The sequence below is a fragment of the Metabacillus arenae genome, assembly GCF_014773385.1.
GTDB classification, from domain to species: domain Bacteria; phylum Bacillota; class Bacilli; order Bacillales; family Bacillaceae; genus Metabacillus_D; species Metabacillus_D arenae.
In genome coordinates this window covers 158,449-176,720 of the sequence record NZ_JACXAI010000006.1, presented here as the reverse complement: position 1 = coordinate 176,720, position 18,272 = coordinate 158,449, and the positions used below count along the sequence as shown (strand labels likewise).

The window sequence follows — 18,272 nt, the reverse complement described above, 5'->3', positions numbered from 1 at the left end:
AATTACTTTAATCACCTTAAACTTTCAGAACCTATAAAAAAAGAGCCTGTTCGAATCAACAAGCTCCTCTTTAAAACTATTAGCGAATTTCTTTAATACGAGCTGCTTTACCACGCAGTGCACGTAAGTAGTAAAGTTTTGCACGGCGTACTTTACCACGGCGCATAACTTCTAATTTCGCAATCTTTGGTGTGTGTACAGGGAAAGTCCGCTCAACACCTACACCGTAAGAAATCTTACGTACTGTAAATGTTTCACTGATTCCACCGCCACGACGCTTAATGACTACACCTTCAAAAACCTGAATTCGCTCACGGTTTCCTTCGACAACTTTCACGTGTACACGTACAGTATCACCAGGACGGAACGCAGGCAGATCAGAACGCAATTGTTCTTTTGTAATATCTTCAATTAATTTTTGCATCGTATTCAACTCCTCCCACAAATGTTCATGTCAATGCTTTTTGTATCATTGCAGCGGAACACCGTTTTAAGGTCCAAACAGACATAGCCTGCTTAAGCCACAAAAAATATCATACCATAATCAATGTTCATTCGCAATACTACTCATCTTCTTTTTTCAATTGCTCAAGCCATTTTTTTTGATCTTCCGATAGTTCTCTTGCCTCCAATAAATCAGGTCTTCTTTGCCAGGTCCGTTTTAGAGATTCTTTCAGACGCCACTCTTCAATCAACTGATGGTTGCCTGATAATAATACGTCTGGAACCTTCATTCCGTTATAGTCAGAGGGCCTAGTATAATGCGGATGTTCTAGGAAACCTGAACTGTAAGAATCCTGCAGGGGTGAATCGACATTTCCTAATACTCCAGGAAGCAGTCTCACAACACTGTCTGCGATGACCATCGAAGGCAATTCACCACCGGTTAACACGAAATCACCGATTGATATTTCATCTGTTACCAGGTGTTCTCTTATTCGTTCGTCGTATCCTTCATAATGACCACAAATAAAGATCAAATGATCAATCCCGGCAAGCTCTTCCGCCTTTCGTTGATTAAATCTTTCTCCTTGCGGACAAACAAGGATAATTCTTGGTGCGGCTTTTGAGGTCTCTTTAAGCTTTCCGACAGCATCAAAGATTGGTTGAGGAGTCAAGACCATTCCAGCTCCTCCGCCATAAGGGTAATCATCCACCGTTTGATGCTTATTGCTGGAAAACTCACGAAAATTAGTGACATTAAACTCAACAGCATTTTTTTCTTGTGCCTTTTTTAATATTGAAGACCCTAATACTCCTTCGAACATTTCAGGAAACAATGTTAAAAAATCAATTTTCATTCGTCAAGTAATCCTTCCATAGGCTCGATCACTACCTGTTTATTCTTAACATCAATCGTTTTCACAAAATCATTTACAAAAGGAATTAACGCATCCTTTTTACCGCGGCGTTTAATTACCCAAACATCATTCGCTCCCGGCGTTAATATCTCTCTAATTGTACCAATTTCCTCCCCATCTGCAGTAAAAGCCTTACATCCGATAATTTCATGAAAATAAAATTCATCCTCATCAAGCTCCCCTAAAAAATGCTCTGGGATCTTGATCATACATCCTTTAAATTTTTCTACATCATTAATGTTTTCAAATCCCTTAAAAGTTAATAAATCGAAGGATTTATGCCTACGGTGAGAATCTACGGTTACCTCGAGAGGTTCTTTGCCTTCAGCAAAAAATAAAAATAGGGTGTTCCCAACTCGATAACGCTCATTAGGGAAATCTGTTTTTGATATAACTCTGACTTCCCCTCGAATACCATGAGTATTGACAATTTTTCCAACATTAAACCAGCGGTCTTCCATTTAAGTGCTCACCTCAAACGTATTTCTTCAATGATTCCATCTTTTAATAGAATGGTTTTTTCGTCACACACTTCACTCCACTTGTCTCCAACTTGAATGTCTATAAGGGCCTGTACTTCCTTCTCTTTAAGTTCACTTCCTAAAGGCAATGTATGTACTTGCTCCAACTGAAAATCAACCATTTCTATCTTTTCTTTTCTTTTTTCAATTTCTTTTTTATATTGTAAACGTAATGTTTGATTATTTTTCGTTTTCTCAATCTTTTTCAATTGGAAATATAATTGATTGCACTCTCGTTCAAGCTGCTGCTTTTTTCGCATAAAGTTTTCCTGCAGCTCCTGCTTGCTATGTTCAGTTAAGATTTGTTTGACTACAATGCTCTGAATAATTTTCATAAGGTAGTTGCCCCCTCATAAAGTGAAACTTCCATAAGTGGGGGTTTTTCACCCCGCTGATGGTTAGCTTGAGGCCCACAGAATGTGGGTCACACAGACGTTGCCACGGATGTGGCGCTTGTTAGTCTGTGTTCCTTTTCCCGGACCTTTACGGGCATTTATCCCCCACCAAACCTCCTTATTCCACTGAAGATTGTGGTAGGGGTTTTACTGCTCGTTAAATGTGGATAATACAGATTAATTTCAAGTGAAATAAAACAAAAAAAGTATTGCGGCACCTGAAAAGTGCATTTTTAGAGAGTCAATTTACCATTTAATAATTTATGCCTTCTACAAAACTGACTGTTGGTGCTGGACAACAATGAGAAGAGGATGCGCCTTGCTCAGCCTAGGGCGAGCTTCACAGAAAGACGCTTTTTCCCTTTCATTGAAGTTTGGCTTGTGATCTCAGACTGGCTAGGCACTGGAGCTAGACAACGATAATTCACTTTAACACATTAATTCTTTAACCGATATAAACTTTCTTACCCTATAAAAAAAGGGGAGGATTTCCCCTCGCCCTTTTCTGCTTAATCGTTAATTTCTAGTTGAATACGCTTTGATGTGTGTGTTCCAGCTGCATACACAACTGTTCGAATTGCCCTAGCAATTCGGCCCTGTTTCCCAATTACTTTTCCGATGTCATCTTGGTGAACATTTATGCTGTAAAGCACTTGATTCCTTTGTTCATTCTTTTCAATAACAACTTCTTCAGGATAGTCAACAAGAGCTTTAACGATCGTTACAATTAATTCTTCCATTTGAAGCTCAAGCATTACTTGCTGTTTTTAGCATTGTGGAATTTTTCCATAATACCTTCGTTAGAAAACAGGTTACGAACTGTGTCAGATGGTTTTGCACCATTTTGCAACCATTGTAAAACTAATTCTTCATTGATTTTAACTTCAGCTGGCTGTGCAACTGGATTGTAAGTTCCAACTGTTTCAATGAAACGTCCGTCACGAGGAGAACGAGAATCAGCTACTACAATACGATAAAAAGGAGATTTTTTAGCTCCCATGCGTTTTAAACGAATTTTTACTGCCATTATTAAAGCACCTCCGAAAATATTTCAACAAGATAGTATATTAACAGTGTTAAACTTGTTTGTAAAGTGTTTTTTCTTGTCACACATTAAATGAATCAAGAAATTCATAAGATTTACATAAAAGGAAACTTCATGCCGCCCTTTTTCTTACCTTTTGACATATTTGTCATTTGCTTCATCATTTTTTTCATATCTTCAAATTGTTTTAATAAGCGGTTTACTTCTTGTACAGAAGTGCCGCTTCCTCTTGCAATACGCTTTCTGCGGCTTGCATTAATAACTTCTGGATGTTCTTTTTCCTCTTTGTTCATTGATTGGATAATCGCTTCGACATGACTGATCTGCTTTTCATCAACCTGAACATTTTTCAGACCCTTCATTTTGTTCGCTCCAGGGAGCATATTCAATAGCTCATCAAGGGGTCCCATATTTCGAACTTGACCTAACTGTTCTAAAAAATCATCAAATGTAAAGCTTGCCGTTCTCATTTTTTGCTCAAGCTCTTTCGCTTTGTCAGCATCAACATTTGATTGGGCTTTTTCAATGAGAGAAAGCACATCGCCCATGCCTAAAATCCGTGAAGCCATTCTTTCAGGATGGAATGCTTCTAGGGCATCAAGCTTTTCTCCGAGACCAACAAATTTAATAGGAGTTTCCGTCACTGAGCGAATGGATAAAGCTGCACCGCCTCGCGTGTCGCCATCTAACTTTGTCAGGACAACTCCTGTTAATCCAAGCTGTTCATTAAAGCTTTGAGCTACATTGACAGCATCCTGCCCAGTCATGGCATCAACAACAAGGAATATTTCATCAGGTTGACTAATATCCTTTACTTGCTGCAATTCGCCCATTAGAGTTTCATCTATGTGAAGACGCCCTGCAGTGTCAATTAACACATAGTCATGATGCTCTTCCTTTGCCTTTTCAATTGCTTTTTTGGCAATCTCCACAGGGCTTACTTGATCACCGAGTGAAAAGACAGGCATGTCAAGCTGCTTCCCTAATGTTTCCAGCTGTTTGATTGCAGCAGGTCGGTAAATGTCGGCAGCAACCAACATCGGTTTACGATTATGCTTTTTTCTAAGTAAGTTAGCCAGTTTGCCAGTGGTCGTTGTTTTCCCTGCCCCCTGCAAACCTACCATCATAATAACTGTCGGAGGCTTTTTTGCAACAGCAATTTTACTTTGCTCTCCGCCCATTAAAGCAGTAAGCTCTTCTTTAACGACTTTGATGACTTGCTGTCCTGGTGTTAAGCTTTGCATAACCTCTTGTCCAACAGCGCGTTCACTCACACGTTTAACAAAATCTTTGACTACCTTGAAGTTAACGTCAGCTTCTAAGAGCGCGAGACGTACTTCCCGCATCATCTCTTTTACATCTTGTTCATTTACTTTTCCTTTGCCGCGAATTTTAGAGATGGTGCTTTGCAGTCGGTCGGCTAATCCTTCAAATGCCATACATTGCCGCCTCCTAATCTAATTTCTTAAGCGCATCAAGCAAAGTGAAAAGCTTATCTTTCGATGCATCATCTGTTATCGTTCGTTCCAATTGAGCAATAATCTGACTGCGTTCTTGAAACTTTTGAAAAAGCAGCAGCTTTTCTTCATATTGTTCAAGCATAGCCTCAGTTCGTTTTATGTTATCATAAACTGCTTGACGGCTAACCTGATATTCTTCTGCAATTTCTCCAAGGGAGTAATCATCCAAATAATATAAGGACATATAACTTTTCTGCTTTGAAGTTAACAACGATTGATAAAAATCAAATAGGTAATTTATTCTCGTTGTTTTCTCTAGCATCATGCTGAGCTCCCCTTTGTTAAGTAAATTACCTTTACAATTACTTAGTGTACTGTTTTACCAAACTTCTGTCAAGTTTTTATCTTAACATAGAATTTGATTGTTTTTTAACTATCTGTCATCTTTAGGGCAGAGTAAAAATAAAAGAAAAATAGGATCATAGATTTTGCGAACCGAAAAAGATTGCAAAGTTATGCCTATCCTTGCCAGGCATAAAATTTCCCCTGGTGAGTGAGAAAATTTAGAAAGGTAAGGAACTCGTTTTTTCGAACAATTGATAGGAGAAATTATTATAATTTAAAAATAACGCGCTAAAAGGCGCGTTATCCATTATTCTACATGTTCTTCATCTACTGCATCTGCAAAAAGGCCATATACATATTGTTCTGCGTCAAATTGCTGCAGGTCATCTACCTTTTCACCAAGACCAACCAGTTTCACTGGTATGCTCAACTCGTTTCTAATGGCAAGAACAATCCCGCCTTTTGCGGTACCATCAAGCTTGGTTAAAACGATACCAGTGACTGAAGTTGCCTGTGAGAATTGCTTTGCTTGCAGCATAGCATTTTGGCCGGTAGTCGCATCAAGAACCAGAAGTACCTCGTGCGGGGCTCCAGGAATTTCCCTTTCAATGACTCGTTTGACTTTTTCCAGCTCTTTCATTAGATTCACTTTGTTTTGCAAACGGCCAGCCGTATCACATAACAAAACATCTACTTTTCTTGCTTTTGCAGCTTGGACAGCATCATACATGACAGCTGCCGGGTCAGAACCTGCTCCCTGTTTAATAACATCAACACCAACACGTTCTCCCCAAACCTCAAGCTGCTCGATCGCTCCTGCACGGAACGTATCTCCAGCAGCAAGCAAGACAGACTTCCCCTCATTTTTCAGCCGATTTGCGAGCTTTCCGATCGTAGTCGTTTTCCCTACTCCATTAACTCCGACCATTAAAATAACATTTAACCTTCCTTCTTCTAGGTTAAGCCTAGGCGATGCATCGTCTTCCCCCTGATAAATTTCAACCAGCTTCTCAGAAATGACAGAATGCACTTCCTTTGTATCCTGAATGTTACGGCGCTTTACTTCCATTTTCAGTGCATCAATTAATTCCATAACTGTCGTGAATCCTACGTCTGCGCCAATTAACACTTCCTCTAATTCCTCAAAAAATTCTTCATCCACTTTCCGGTAACGGGCTACCAGATCATTTACTCTTTCTGAAAAAGAGTTTCTTGTTTTTTCAAGCCCGTCTCTAAATTTGCCTGTTACCTCATCTGTAGACTTCGTGAATTTATCCTTTAACTTTCTAAAAAAGCTCATGATTGTCTTCCCTTCTTTAATTATTAGCGTTTTTGTATCTTTGTTCCTTCTTGAAACAAAGGGAATCACCTCAAAATTTGTGGTATCTTTCTGAGGTGAGCAGTAAAGCTATCTACAATACACCAATTGCCTTTTATTTAAGCACTCTAGTATGTTAAAAGCAAAAATCTCTTAAAATAGATCCCTGTATTATTTAACTAATTCCTTTGTTTCTTCAAGACGGACGGACACTAATTTTGATACCCCTGATTCTTGCATTGTCACTCCATACAACCCATCAGCTTCTTCCATTGTCCCTTTACGGTGGGTAATAACAATGAATTGGGTTTCTTTGCTGTACCGTTTTAAATATTGTGCAAAGCGGTGAACGTTTGCTTCGTCTAGAGCAGCCTCTACTTCATCCAATACGCAAAATGGAACTGGGCGTACTTTTAAAATGGAGAATAATAGTGCGATGGCTGTCAGCGCACGTTCTCCTCCTGAAAGCAGACCCAAATTTTGAAGCTTTTTGCCTGGTGGTTGAGCAACAATATCCACACCTGTATTCAATAAATCCTCAGGATTGGTAAGCCTCAAATCAGCTCTTCCTCCGCCAAACAAGGCTTGGAAAACTGCTTCAAAATGTGACTGGATTTGTGTAAACGTATGATTGAACCGTTTTTTCATTTCATCATCCATTTCACCAATCACCTGATAAAGTGTATCTTTAGCTTCTTGAAGGTCATTTTTTTGTTCCGTTAAGAATTCAAACCGCTCAAATACCCTGTCATATTCATCGATTGCTCCAAGGTTAACAGTACCAAGCTCTTCGATTGCAAGCTTTATGAGTTTTACTCGTTTTCTTGCATCGTTTGCTTCAATGTCAAGCGAGTATTTTTCCTTTGCTCCTTCATAGGTCAAAAGATACTCTTCTCGTAAATGATTCAGCCTGTTATCAAGCTCTACGTCAATTCGAGTAAGCTTTACTTCTTCATCCTTTAACCAATCACTCATTTGTTTATATTTCCGCTTTAATTCTTTTACTTCCAGCTCATCTATTTCTAATTGCTGCTGCATTTGAAGACGTTGTTCTCTGCGAGAGGCAATTAATTCAATCGTTTTGTTCTTATCCTTCAGTTTCTTCCCAGCTGCTTCTTCTAACTGCTCTGCACCAGACGAGTTCGTATTCATTTCATTTGATAACAAAGAAAGATCTTCTTTTGTTTCAGAAAGTCTGTTCTTAACCTCATTAAATTCACTATTCAATCTGCGAACTGCTTCTTTTTGATTTTCAAACACTTGTTCCTTCGAAGCAAGCTCAATCTTTTGCTCCGTAATTTGCTGCTGCATGTCTTCTTTAGATGATTGCTGACTAGTTTTTATTTGGGATAGTTCTTCAATGTTTTTTTCAAAGTTTTTCATATCATTTGAAAGGGTGAGGAGCTTCGCCTCCAGCTCTTCCTTTCTCATGATCATTTTATTTTCCTCGTCTCGATAGGTTTGCATTTCTGCATCATATAATGAGAGATGTTCATTTAAGTTTTGTTCATTTAATTCCATTTCCCTTCGTTCGCTGCGGGCATTTTGTTCATCTATTCTTAATTGTTCCCCTTTGGAACGAAGTTTTTCAAGTGTTTTTTCATTTTCCAAAATTGACGCTTTTAACTGTTTTACTTGATGTTCAAGATCAGCTGTTTTTTGTTCCATTTCTGATAGCTTATCACTAATGGTGTCTATTTCACGATTACGGCTTAATAAGGAATTATTTTTCTGCTTAACTGCCCCGCCGGTCATGGAACCACCGGGATTTACTACATCGCCTTCAAGAGTTACTAGACGGAAACGGTATTTTAAAAGCTTTGCCAGCTCATTTGCACCTTTAAGATCCTTCGTAATAATAACCGCTCCTAAGAGATTAAAGATGATTTGATCATATTGCTTATTATAGCTGGTAAGCTCTGCTGCAATCCCTATAAAGGAAGGATGGCTTTTCATGACGTTTTTCTCATGGTCTGAAATATATCTTCCGTTTACTACCGATAAAGGAAGAAAGGTAGCTCTTCCATATGAGTTTTGTTTTAAAAACGCAATAGCCGACCTTGCCGAAGCTTCATCTTTAACCACGACATGCTGTGCTGCCCCTCCAAGCGCAACCTCAATTGCTGTTTCATATGTTTTCTCAGTTGTGATCAGCTCCGCAATTGCCCCGTAAATTCCTTTAAGACGATCTTTAGCCTTTAACACTTCTTTTACACCTTGAAAGAAGCCAGCATAATCCTCTTGCATTGCTTCAAGCATTTCTTTTCGAGCTCTTGTTTGCTGTAAAAATTGATAAGCTTGATAAAGAGAAGATTCTTTTTTCTGGTATTGATTTCGTTCTCGATCTAACTTTGTTTGAAACTCTCTAAATGATTTTATTTGATCATCTAGTTGACTCGAAAGCAAAGTATGCTTTGCTTGAATCCTTACTTTGCGTTCATCAATGTTCTTCCGTTCAGAAAGATATTTCTGATTGTTTTCGCCTAGTCTGTCAAGCTTGTGTTTTTGCTGCTGCAATTGATCGCGTATGTAATTAATCTCATTTCTTGCTGTAGCTTGTTCATTCAATTTTTCAAAGTATTCACTTTTCAAATCTTCAATTTTACTTCCTAAATCTTCACGATATGAACTCAACTGGCTAAGCTTTTCTTTTAAGCTTCGTTTAATCTCTTCAACTTCCATTTGCAAATGTGAGAGTGTTTCTTCTTCTTTCCTCTTTTCTGTTACAAGGAAATTTTCTCTCACTGTAAGTTCTTCAATCAGATTTTCTAGTTGTTCTCTATTTTGATGGGCATTTTTTTTTCGTTCTTTTAGTACTTCTTTCCGGCCTTCAAGCTTCTCCAGCTCTTCACTAGCCAATAATAAAACTTGTTGAAGTTCATCAATGGACTCATCAAGCGCTGACAACTTGTCCCTCGTCTGTTCAACAAAGGCTTCCTTTTTTTGCAATGTGGATGAGAGATCGAGCTCCTGTTCCTTTCCTGTCTTAACAGTATTTGAGAGGTTTTCCCATTTTTGATGAAGCTCTTCAATTTCATATACAGTGAGAGCAACTTCAATTTGTTCGAGCTCTTCTTTTTTCTCTAAATAGTCTATTGCAATCGAGGCCTGGATTTTTAATGGTTCAACTTGTCCTTCTAATTCATGAAGGATATCTTGGACACGATTTAAGTTTTCTTGTGTTTCTCCTAGCTTATACTCCGCTTTTTTCTTACGGGTTTTATACTTTAAAACCCCAGCAGCTTCTTCAAAGATTGTTCGTCTTTCTTCGGCCTTGCTGCTGAGAATTTCTTCTACCTTTCCTTGGCTGATAATTGAAAACGCTTCTTTCCCCAGCCCAGAGTCTAAAAACAAATCTATTATATCTTTTAGTCTGCAAGATTGTTTATTAATAAAAAATTCACTTTCACCTGATCGGTATACACGTCTAGTGACACTTACCTCATGATAATCAATTGGTAAAAAGTGATCATCATTATCTAAAGTTAGCGTGACCTCGGCAATGTTAAGGCCTTTACGTGTATCACTTCCTGCAAAAATAATATCTTCCATTTTTGCGCCGCGCAATGACCTGGCCGATTGTTCTCCAAGCACCCAGCGAATCGCATCAGTAATATTGCTTTTTCCACTTCCATTTGGACCAACTACAGCTGTTACACCATTATCAAAATCAACACTTACACGTTCTGCAAATGATTTAAAACCAATGATATCCAATCTTTTGAGGAACATCATGATCCCCCTTGCTTTCTAAAAAGTCTAAACTATTTTACCATAAAAACTAAATCCTTTTCATTTGAACAAAAAATAAGGCCGACTCAGGGAACAATTGATTCACTCTAACATGGATAGCCAGAGGTTCAGTAAAGTCTAGAGTCAGCCGTCGATTATGATTTTACGTTTTGCTTTTGCAATTTTGCCAGCGCTTCTTGAGCCGCATGTTGTTCTGCCTCTTTTTTGGAGCGGCCTGTTCCAACTCCGAGAACATCATGATTTAACGAGACATTCGCTATAAACTCTCTGTTGTGAGCTGGCCCTTTCTCTTCGACAATCTTATATTCAAGAGTTCCTTTAACATCACGCTGAACTAATTCCTGAAGCTGACTTTTAAAGTCCATTACATGAGAGAAAGCACCTGAGTTGATTTTAGGAATAACATACTTTTCGAGAAATTCTTCTACAATTGGTAATCCTTGATCTAAATAAAGGGCTCCAATAAAAGCTTCAAATACGTCAGCTAAAAGAGCAGGCCTTTCCCGTCCGCCTGTCATTTCCTCCCCTTTTCCAAGCAATACAAGCTTTCCGAAAGCTAGCGTATTTGCGAACATAACAAGTGAAGGTTCACATACAATTGCAGCCCGAAGTTTTGTCAAGTCCCCTTCGCTCATTGTTGGATACTTTTGAAAGAGAAATTTCGAAATAGTCAGCTCCAGAACAGCATCACCTAAAAATTCCAGTCTTTCATTATCTTCATATGGTTTTTTACGATGTTCATTCACATAGGAGGAATGTGTAAAGGCTTGATAAAGAAGTTTCTCATTATCAAAATGCACGCTTACTTGCTCCTGAAATTTCTTGAATTCTTCAGCTTTTTTGTGAAATAGTCTTTTTTCCTTATAATTGATACGTCTTGGCATCATAACCTCCGATTATCCAACAAACTTTCAAATAGGCTTCTATCATCAGATTTGTTCCAGTCATGTGTAAATATAATCCTAATGAAAGTTTGGAAGTTTCACTTTATCCCACTCTTGACGGGCAGTAACCCACCTTCAAGATTCTGAACACGAAAAGGTTATTGGTAGGGATAACTGCCCTGCAAGGTCCGGAAAAGTGGAACACAGACTATAAGTGCCACGTCTGTGGCAACGTCTGTGTGACTCGCATTCTGTGGGCCTCAGCTAACCAACAGTGGGGCATCCTCCACTGCCTAAAAGTTTCACTTTATAAATGATTAAAAATAGGCTTTTAATGATTTATAAAGGGATAAAGCCCCGCTATTAACGGGACTTTAAACAATTTTACGCTTGGTTTTTTATGTAGTTAACAGCATCTCCAACTGTAGAGATATTTTCTGCATCTTCGTCAGAAATTTCCATATCGAACTCATCTTCAAGTTCCATTACTAACTCAACTACATCTAGGGAATCAGCACCAAGATCATCTTTGAACGAAGATTCTAGTTTTACCTCTTCAGCGTCAACACCGAGACGATCAACAATAATCTTAGTTACACGATCTAAAACTTCTGCCATAACCATTCACCTCCCCTCAAAGTATTATAGTAGATTTTTATTAAAAAAACTAGAAAAAGTGAAACTTACCCGCCTATCTTCATTGATACCTCAGAAAATAAAGAAAGGGGTGTTCATCCATTAAATGGTATTATTTTTTTTGAATAGCTTAAAATTTCCTATTTAACAAACAAAAGCTTTACATGACCATTCCGCCGTCAACATGTAATGTTTGGCCAGTCATATAAGATCCTTTTTCCGAAGCAAGAAATACTACAATATGGGCAATGTCTTCCGGCTGCCCAAATCTTGCAAGAGGAATTTGCTTTAACATTTCGTTTTGGGTCTCCTCATTAAGCTCCCCTGTCATATCTGTTGTAATAAAACCAGGTGCCACAGCATTTACTGTAATATTACGGCTTGCGAGCTCTTTTGCAGTTGTTTTAGTCAAGCCGATTACACCAGCTTTCGCTGCTACATAATTTGCTTGTCCTGGATTACCGCTTACTCCGACGATAGAAGCAATATTAATAATTCTCCCGTATCTTTGTTTCATCATTTGACGTGTGACTGCTTTACTGCAGTTGAATACACCTTTTAAGTTAGTATTAATAACATCATCCCATTCCGATTCCTTCATTCTCATTAATAAATTATCTCTTGTAATGCCCGCATTATTGACAAGAACATCAAGGCTTCCGAAATTTCCAACTGTATCCTTAACCATTTGCTGCACTTCATCAGCAATTGCTACATTTGCTTTATAAGCAATTGCTTCTCTTCCTAATGCTTTAATTTCCTCAACCACTTCACTGGCTTTCGCTTCATTGCCTGCATAATTGACTACTACATTTGCTCCTTGCTTTGCAAGCTCAATCGCAATTGAACGGCCGATCCCGCGGGATGCTCCTGTGACAAGAGCAGTCTTATCAGTCAGCATCTATTTTTCCTCCTTTAACGTTGCTGCTGCAGCTTCGATTGTCTCTAAATCAGAGACAGCAAGAACTTTGATTTTTCGATCCACTTTCTTAACTAAACCTGACAACACCTTACCCGGGCCAATTTCGATAAAAGTTGTAACCCCAGAATCAATCATTACCCTTACAGATTCTTCCCAGCGGACAGGAGAATATAATTGTTCGATCAACTTCTCTTTAATATCTTGTGCATCAGTAATCGGTTTAGCTGTAACGTTTGAAATAACAGGCACCTTTGCTTCACGTAGGGAAAGCTGGTCAAGAACTTCCCTAAGCTGTCCGGCAGCAGGCTTCATAAGTTCCGAGTGAAAAGGTCCGCTCACTACTAATGGGATAACCCTTTTTGCGCCTTTTTCCTTAGCAAGTACTGATGCACGCTCTACACCCTCAGCCGATCCTGAAATAACAATTTGTCCAGGACAGTTTAAGTTTGCTAATTGAACAATGTTTCCTTCATTTGTAACCGTTTTAGTCACATCATCAAGCAAATCCGCTTCCATTCCAAGTACGGCAGCCATTGCTCCTTCTCCGGTCGGAACTGCCTCTTCCATAAACAAGCCGCGCTTATGTACGGCATGAACAGCATCTTCAAAAGCAAGCACACCTGACGCAACTAGCGCCGTATACTCTCCTAAACTATGACCTGCAACATAATCTGGTGTGATACCAGCTTCCTTAAACTTTTCAAGAATAGCCATACTTGTGGTTAACAAAGCAGGCTGTGCATGATAGGTAGCCGTTAACTCATCCTGGGGTCCTTCAAAAATGATGCGGGACAAGCTTAACCCAAGGCGGTCATCTGCTGCTTGAAAGATATGTTTCGATTGTTCCACTTCATCAAATAATTGTTTTCCCATACCTACAGCTTGGGATCCTTGACCAGGAAAAATAAATGCAATTTTACTCATATTATCCCCCTTAATGATGATTTATTAATAATTTTATTCCATTTCTGCGACTGTTTCACGTATCTTTACTGAAACTTGGTGTAAGGCCATTTCTCTTGCTTGCCGGATCGCATTATAAACAGCATTTTGATCGGAGGAGCCATGAGCTTTAATAACAGGTGCTGTTAAGCCAAAAAGGCTTGCTCCACCATATTCTGAGTAATCCATTTTCGTTTTAATTTCTTTAAGCTGGGGCTTTAATACTGCTGCTGCTAATTTAGATGAAAGCGAGCTTGTTAGGGCCTCTTTTAACATCGAAAATACTGAAAGAGCTGTACCTTCAATTGTTTTTAATGCAATATTTCCGGTGAAACCGTCAGTAACAACAACATCAGCTATTCCTTCTAATAAGTCCCTTGATTCAACGTTTCCAATGAAATTCAAATTGGACTGTTTGAGTTTTTCGAAAGCTTGCTTTGTTAGCTCGTTGCCTTTTTTATCTTCTGTTCCGACATTTAATAAACCTATTCTTGGATTTGCTATACCCCGAACTTTTTCTGCATAGATAGAACCCATAATAGCGTATTGCATGAGATGTTCTGGCTTTGCATCGACATTTGCCCCAACATCCAAAAATAAAAAACCTTTTCCATCTAATGTAGGAAGAGTCGGCGATAAAGCTGGACGGTCTATTCCGTTAATTCTTCCAACTACAAATAACCCGGCAGTCATTAAAGCGCCTGTATTACCTGCCGAAATACAAGCATCGGCCTTCCCTTCTTTTACTTCGTTCGCCATTAGAACCATGGATGCTTGCTTTTTCCTTCTAACAGCTCGTACCGGTTCCTCAGTAGCCTCTATTATTTCATTCGTATGTATAACGGTTATTCGTTCATTTGTAGATAAGTATTTGTTAATCTCTTCTTCTTTTCCAATTAACGTAACTTCCAAATCGGAAAAAGTTTGAATCGCTTTTATGACACCTTCCACGATCGCTTTTGGAGCATTGTCCCCTCCCATAGCGTCAACAGCTATTCTCATTCTTTAAATCATCCTTTTTTAGGTTGCTTGGAACGGTACATTTCAAATTCACCCGAAAAAACGAGTTCTGTGCCTACATAGCTAAGAACATCTACAACCGTTCGATCTTTCCCAGAATCAACCTTTTTTACTCTAGCTTTTGCAACAACCCGTTCGTTTTGTTTAACCTGTCTCGTAAAATGAATACGAGCTTTAGCTGTTAGGGCTAATTCATCATTGATAACAGCAACTGCCAATGAATTGGCTTGGGCAAATAAATGATGACCGCGGGCAATTTGATTTCGGCTAAATACATGTTCTTCATTAATTTCCAGCATTGAAATCGCACTCTTGTCCAATTCTATATCAATAATTTCACCAATAATTTCATCTACCGGCAGTGATTTAACTTCATCCTCCATCTTCTTCTCAGCAACGTGCTTTATCCGCTCCCTTAACTCTAGAATCGAGAGCTCAAGACGGTCTAACCGAATTGTTTGAATACTGACCTGGAACTTTTCGGCTAACTCTTCATCTGTAATAAAAGGCGTTTTTTCGATTGTTTCCATCAACATCCGCTGTCTTTCTTTTTTATTCCTTCTCATTTTCGACCACACCGATCAAATTTAATCCCTTTTAATCAAAGACAAGACTTCATACAGGGTTCCTCTATTATCCCTAAAAAAGAGCAGTAAAGCTTTTAAGACTAGGTACTAATAGTAGTATATAGCCAATAAAAACAGATTGCAACAAGGATTTGCAATCTGCTCTTTAGTCTAATTTTTCTCCCTCCAGCACACCTGATTCTTGTAAATAGTTTCGAAGCAGGGCATAATCAGAGGCTTTCCAAAAGGCTTCTGAATGGATAAGCTTGGCCGCATCACTTCTTGCAACTTCGAGTGCTCTGTAATCGTGGACCATATCTGCCACTTTAAATTCCGGCATACCGCTTTGCTTTCTTCCAAAAAAATCTCCAGGCCCTCTTAGTTCAAGGTCTTTTTCCGATAGGACAAATCCATCGGTTGTTTCGGTCATTATTCTCATTCTCTCTTTGCCTGTCTCAGACTTAGGATCAGCCAGCAAAATACAATACGACTGATCGCTTCCCCTGCCAACCCTTCCTCTTAGTTGGTGTAATTGTGACAATCCAAATCTTTCTGCATCATAAATGACCATAATTGTTGCGTTAGGTACATTTACTCCAACCTCCACCACCGTAGTAGAAACGAGGATTTGTGAATTATTTTCACTAAATTTCCGCATAACCTCTTCTTTTTCATCAGGCGGTAATTTACCATGCATAAGCGCCACTTGCATTTGGCTTCCAAAATAAGAGTTAAGCATACTGTGAACATCAATCGCATTTTGTACATCGAGCTTCTCTGATTCTTCTATTAAAGGGCAGATTACGTATGCTTGTCTTCCTTTCCGAACTTCTTTTTCAATAAAGTTTAAAATTCTCTCCAGCATTTGATGCTTTACCCAATATGTTTCAATTTTTTTTCGCCCAGAAGGCATTTCATCGATTATTGACACATCCATTTCTCCAAAAACTGTGATGGCAAGAGTCCTTGGAATGGGTGTAGCTGTCATAAACAAGACATCTGGATTCATTCCTTTTGCTCTTAGCAATCTTCGCTGCCCGACACCAAATCGATGTTGTTCATCGGTAATAACGAGACCTAATTTCAAAAAGTTTACATCCTCCTGAATAAGGGCATGAGTTCCGACTAGGATGTTTATTTCTCCATTCTCAAGACGGCTTACCAATTCTTTTCGCTTTTTACCTTTCACAGAACTCGTAAGCAAGGCGATTTGTATACCGGTATTTTCAAAAAGCGTTGATAGCGATTCTGCATGCTGTTCAGCTAGGATCTCTGTTGGAACCATTAAAGCGCCCTGATGCCCAGATAAAATCACAGCATACAGGCTGATAGCTGCCACTACTGTTTTACCTGAACCCACATCCCCTTGAAGCAAGCGATTCATCCGATATGGAGAAACGAGATCTGATTTAATTTCGTTAATGACTCGTTTTTGGGCAGAAGTAAGAGGAAATGGCAGTTTTTCAATGAAGCTAAGTAACAACGTTTCATCAAAGTGATGAGCGACACCTTTAGAATGTTCACGTTGGATTTTTCTAAGTGCCTGCATTTTTAGCTGAAATAAAAGAAACTCTTCATAGACAAATCTTCTTCGAGACTGTTTCAATTGTTCATGGGATAAAGGTATATGAAGGGTTTTCACCGCTTCTTTTTTAGATTGAAGCTTATAGGTGTGTAAAAGAGAAGCAGGTAAGTTCTCTTGAATTTGCTCTGAATATTGATGAATAGCGGCTGCCACAAACTTTCTCATCATTTTAACAGTCAGCCTTCCTTTGACTGAATATACAGGCTCGATATCATGCTGTTTTTGATGAGGTCCGAAGTTAATCTCTTGAACAGTCACTGTTTGTCGATGCTTGTCCCACTTTCCGCTAATCGTAACAATCGCATTTAATTCTAATTTATTTTTGTAATAAGGACGATTAAAGCATACAGCTTTAATTAAATATCTCCCTGCAAGCAGTCTGAAGGTTAGTCTAGATTTTTTTTTTCCAAAATACGTAAGAGAAGGCTCGCTATGAACCTTCCCTTCTACTGTAACTCTCTCCTCATGTCCTACTTCTGTAAGATCACGAAGCTGATAATCCTCATATCTGTATGGGAAATACCCAAGTAAATCCTGAACCGTGTAGAGCCCCATTTCGTTTAATGTAAGCTGTGTTTCTTGCCCAATCCCTCTTATATTTGATAGGCTATCTTGCAAACTCGTCATTACTTTTGTTCAGCGACACTCCGAAAATCTTCGCTTCAAGCTCCCGCCCAGTAGGAGTCGCTGCTAAACCTCCTTGTGCAGTTTCTTTTAAAGCTGTAGGCATAGATTGACCTATCTTATACATTGCGTCGATTACCTCATCACATGGAATGCGGCTTGTTATTCCTGCTAGTGCCATATCTGCAGCAACCATAGCGTTTGCAGCACCCATGGCATTCCGTTTAACACATGGAACCTCTACTAACCCTGCAACAGGGTCGCACACAAGACCAAGCATATTTTTTAATGTAATAGCCATTGCTTCCGCTGATTGGGAAGGTGTACCTCCAGCAAGCTCGACAATTGCTGCTGCTGCCATACCTGCAGCTGAGCCTACTTCCGCTTGACAACCGCCGGCAGCACCAGAAATGGAAGCATTATTTGCAACAACAAAGCCAAAAGCACCTGCTGTAAAAAGAAATTCAAGCATTTGCTCCTTTGTTGGATTCAATTTATTTTTTACAGCAAATAAAGTACCTGGGACGACCCCGGCTGAACCTGCTGTTGGAGTAGCGCAAATTGTTCCCATTGCAGCATTTACCTCATTTGTAGCAACCGCCTTACTTACGGCGTCCAGCAGTGTTTCTCCTGATAGAAAATTGCCTTTTTCGATATATTTTTGCATTAGGACCGCATCTCCGCCTGTTAAGCCAGAATGCGAGCTTACTCCTGCAATTCCTTTTTCTAATGCCTGTTCCATGACATTCAGGTTTGTTTCCATCTGGCTAAGGACTTCTTTTCTTGACCTTCCGGACACATCCATTTCCTGCTCGATCATGATTTCAGCAATTTTAGTCCCTTTGCTTTCAGCAAGTTCCACAAGCTCCGCTACATTTCTAAACACTCCTATTCC

Annotated in this window: 18 protein-coding genes; all 18 read right to left on the bottom strand. The window is 39.2% G+C overall.

All coding sequences use genetic code 11. The features are described from left to right. Positions 1-79: 79 nt before the first annotated feature. The 18 genes from rplS to sdaAA all read right to left on the bottom strand — a co-directional run bounded on the left by rplS (position 80) and on the right by sdaAA (position 18,263). The gene (gene rplS, locus IC621_RS07290) at positions 80-424 is read right to left on the bottom strand and encodes a 50S ribosomal protein L19 (protein WP_191157199.1); all 345 of its coding nucleotides are present in this window, start codon (positions 422-424) and stop codon (positions 80-82) included. Between the two features lie 139 nt (positions 425-563). Next, positions 564-1,301, bottom strand: coding sequence for a tRNA (guanosine(37)-N1)-methyltransferase TrmD (gene trmD, locus IC621_RS07285; RefSeq protein WP_191157197.1), 738 nt, complete (start codon positions 1,299-1,301; stop codon positions 564-566). After that, positions 1,298-1,822, bottom strand: coding sequence for a ribosome maturation factor RimM (gene rimM / locus IC621_RS07280; RefSeq protein ID WP_191157195.1), 525 nt, complete (start codon positions 1,820-1,822; stop codon positions 1,298-1,300). The genes trmD and rimM overlap by 4 nt, the downstream gene beginning before the upstream one ends. Before the next feature lie 8 nt (positions 1,823-1,830). Further along, positions 1,831-2,217: a YlqD family protein gene (locus tag IC621_RS07275; protein ID WP_191157193.1), complete on the bottom strand. Its 387-nt coding sequence runs from the start codon at positions 2,215-2,217 to the stop codon at positions 1,831-1,833. Positions 2,218-2,786: 569 nt separating this feature from the next. Continuing rightward, a complete protein-coding gene (locus tag IC621_RS07270; RefSeq protein ID WP_191157304.1) occupies positions 2,787-3,017 on the bottom strand; it encodes a KH domain-containing protein in 231 nt (76 codons plus the stop codon). A 14-nt stretch (positions 3,018-3,031) separates the two neighbouring features. After that, positions 3,032-3,304, bottom strand: a complete 273-nt coding sequence (gene rpsP, locus IC621_RS07265) for a 30S ribosomal protein S16 (RefSeq protein WP_191157191.1) — start codon at positions 3,302-3,304, stop codon at positions 3,032-3,034. Between the two features lie 113 nt (positions 3,305-3,417). Then, positions 3,418-4,761: a signal recognition particle protein gene (ffh, locus tag IC621_RS07260; RefSeq protein WP_191157189.1), complete on the bottom strand. Its 1,344-nt coding sequence runs from the start codon at positions 4,759-4,761 to the stop codon at positions 3,418-3,420. Positions 4,762-4,774: 13 nt separating this feature from the next. Beyond that, complete coding sequence (locus IC621_RS07255) at positions 4,775-5,107, bottom strand: putative DNA-binding protein (RefSeq protein WP_191157186.1); 333 nt, start codon at positions 5,105-5,107, stop codon at positions 4,775-4,777. A gap of 327 nt (positions 5,108-5,434) precedes the next feature. Continuing rightward, on the bottom strand, positions 5,435-6,427 hold the full coding sequence (ftsY, locus tag IC621_RS07250) for a signal recognition particle-docking protein FtsY (RefSeq protein ID WP_191157184.1): 993 nt from the start codon (positions 6,425-6,427) through the stop codon (positions 5,435-5,437). A gap of 189 nt (positions 6,428-6,616) precedes the next feature. Continuing rightward, positions 6,617-10,177 (bottom strand): chromosome segregation protein SMC, encoded by a 3,561-nt coding sequence (smc, locus tag IC621_RS07245; protein ID WP_191157183.1) that lies wholly within the window; start codon positions 10,175-10,177, stop codon positions 6,617-6,619. Positions 10,178-10,332: 155 nt separating this feature from the next. Then, positions 10,333-11,082: a ribonuclease III gene (gene rnc / locus IC621_RS07240; protein ID WP_191157181.1), complete on the bottom strand. Its 750-nt coding sequence runs from the start codon at positions 11,080-11,082 to the stop codon at positions 10,333-10,335. Positions 11,083-11,466: 384 nt separating this feature from the next. Further along, entirely contained in the window at positions 11,467-11,700 is a 234-nt protein-coding gene (gene acpP, locus IC621_RS07235; protein ID WP_191157179.1) for an acyl carrier protein, read from the bottom strand. Positions 11,701-11,878: 178 nt separating this feature from the next. After that, entirely contained in the window at positions 11,879-12,619 is a 741-nt protein-coding gene (fabG, locus tag IC621_RS07230; protein ID WP_191157177.1) for a 3-oxoacyl-[acyl-carrier-protein] reductase, read from the bottom strand. Continuing rightward, positions 12,620-13,564, bottom strand: coding sequence for an ACP S-malonyltransferase (fabD, locus tag IC621_RS07225; RefSeq protein ID WP_191157175.1), 945 nt, complete (start codon positions 13,562-13,564; stop codon positions 12,620-12,622). Positions 13,565-13,597: 33 nt separating this feature from the next. Then, positions 13,598-14,584 (bottom strand): phosphate acyltransferase PlsX, encoded by a 987-nt coding sequence (gene plsX / locus IC621_RS07220; RefSeq protein WP_191157173.1) that lies wholly within the window; start codon positions 14,582-14,584, stop codon positions 13,598-13,600. Between the two features lie 8 nt (positions 14,585-14,592). Continuing rightward, positions 14,593-15,168, bottom strand: coding sequence for a transcription factor FapR (fapR, locus tag IC621_RS07215; RefSeq protein ID WP_191157171.1), 576 nt, complete (start codon positions 15,166-15,168; stop codon positions 14,593-14,595). Between the two features lie 166 nt (positions 15,169-15,334). Further along, positions 15,335-17,380 (bottom strand): ATP-dependent DNA helicase RecG, encoded by a 2,046-nt coding sequence (recG, locus tag IC621_RS07210; protein ID WP_191157169.1) that lies wholly within the window; start codon positions 17,378-17,380, stop codon positions 15,335-15,337. Further along, on the bottom strand, positions 17,361-18,263 hold the full coding sequence (gene sdaAA / locus IC621_RS07205; RefSeq protein WP_191157167.1) for an L-serine ammonia-lyase, iron-sulfur-dependent, subunit alpha: 903 nt from the start codon (positions 18,261-18,263) through the stop codon (positions 17,361-17,363). The genes recG and sdaAA overlap by 20 nt, the downstream gene beginning before the upstream one ends. Positions 18,264-18,272 lie beyond the last annotated feature (9 nt).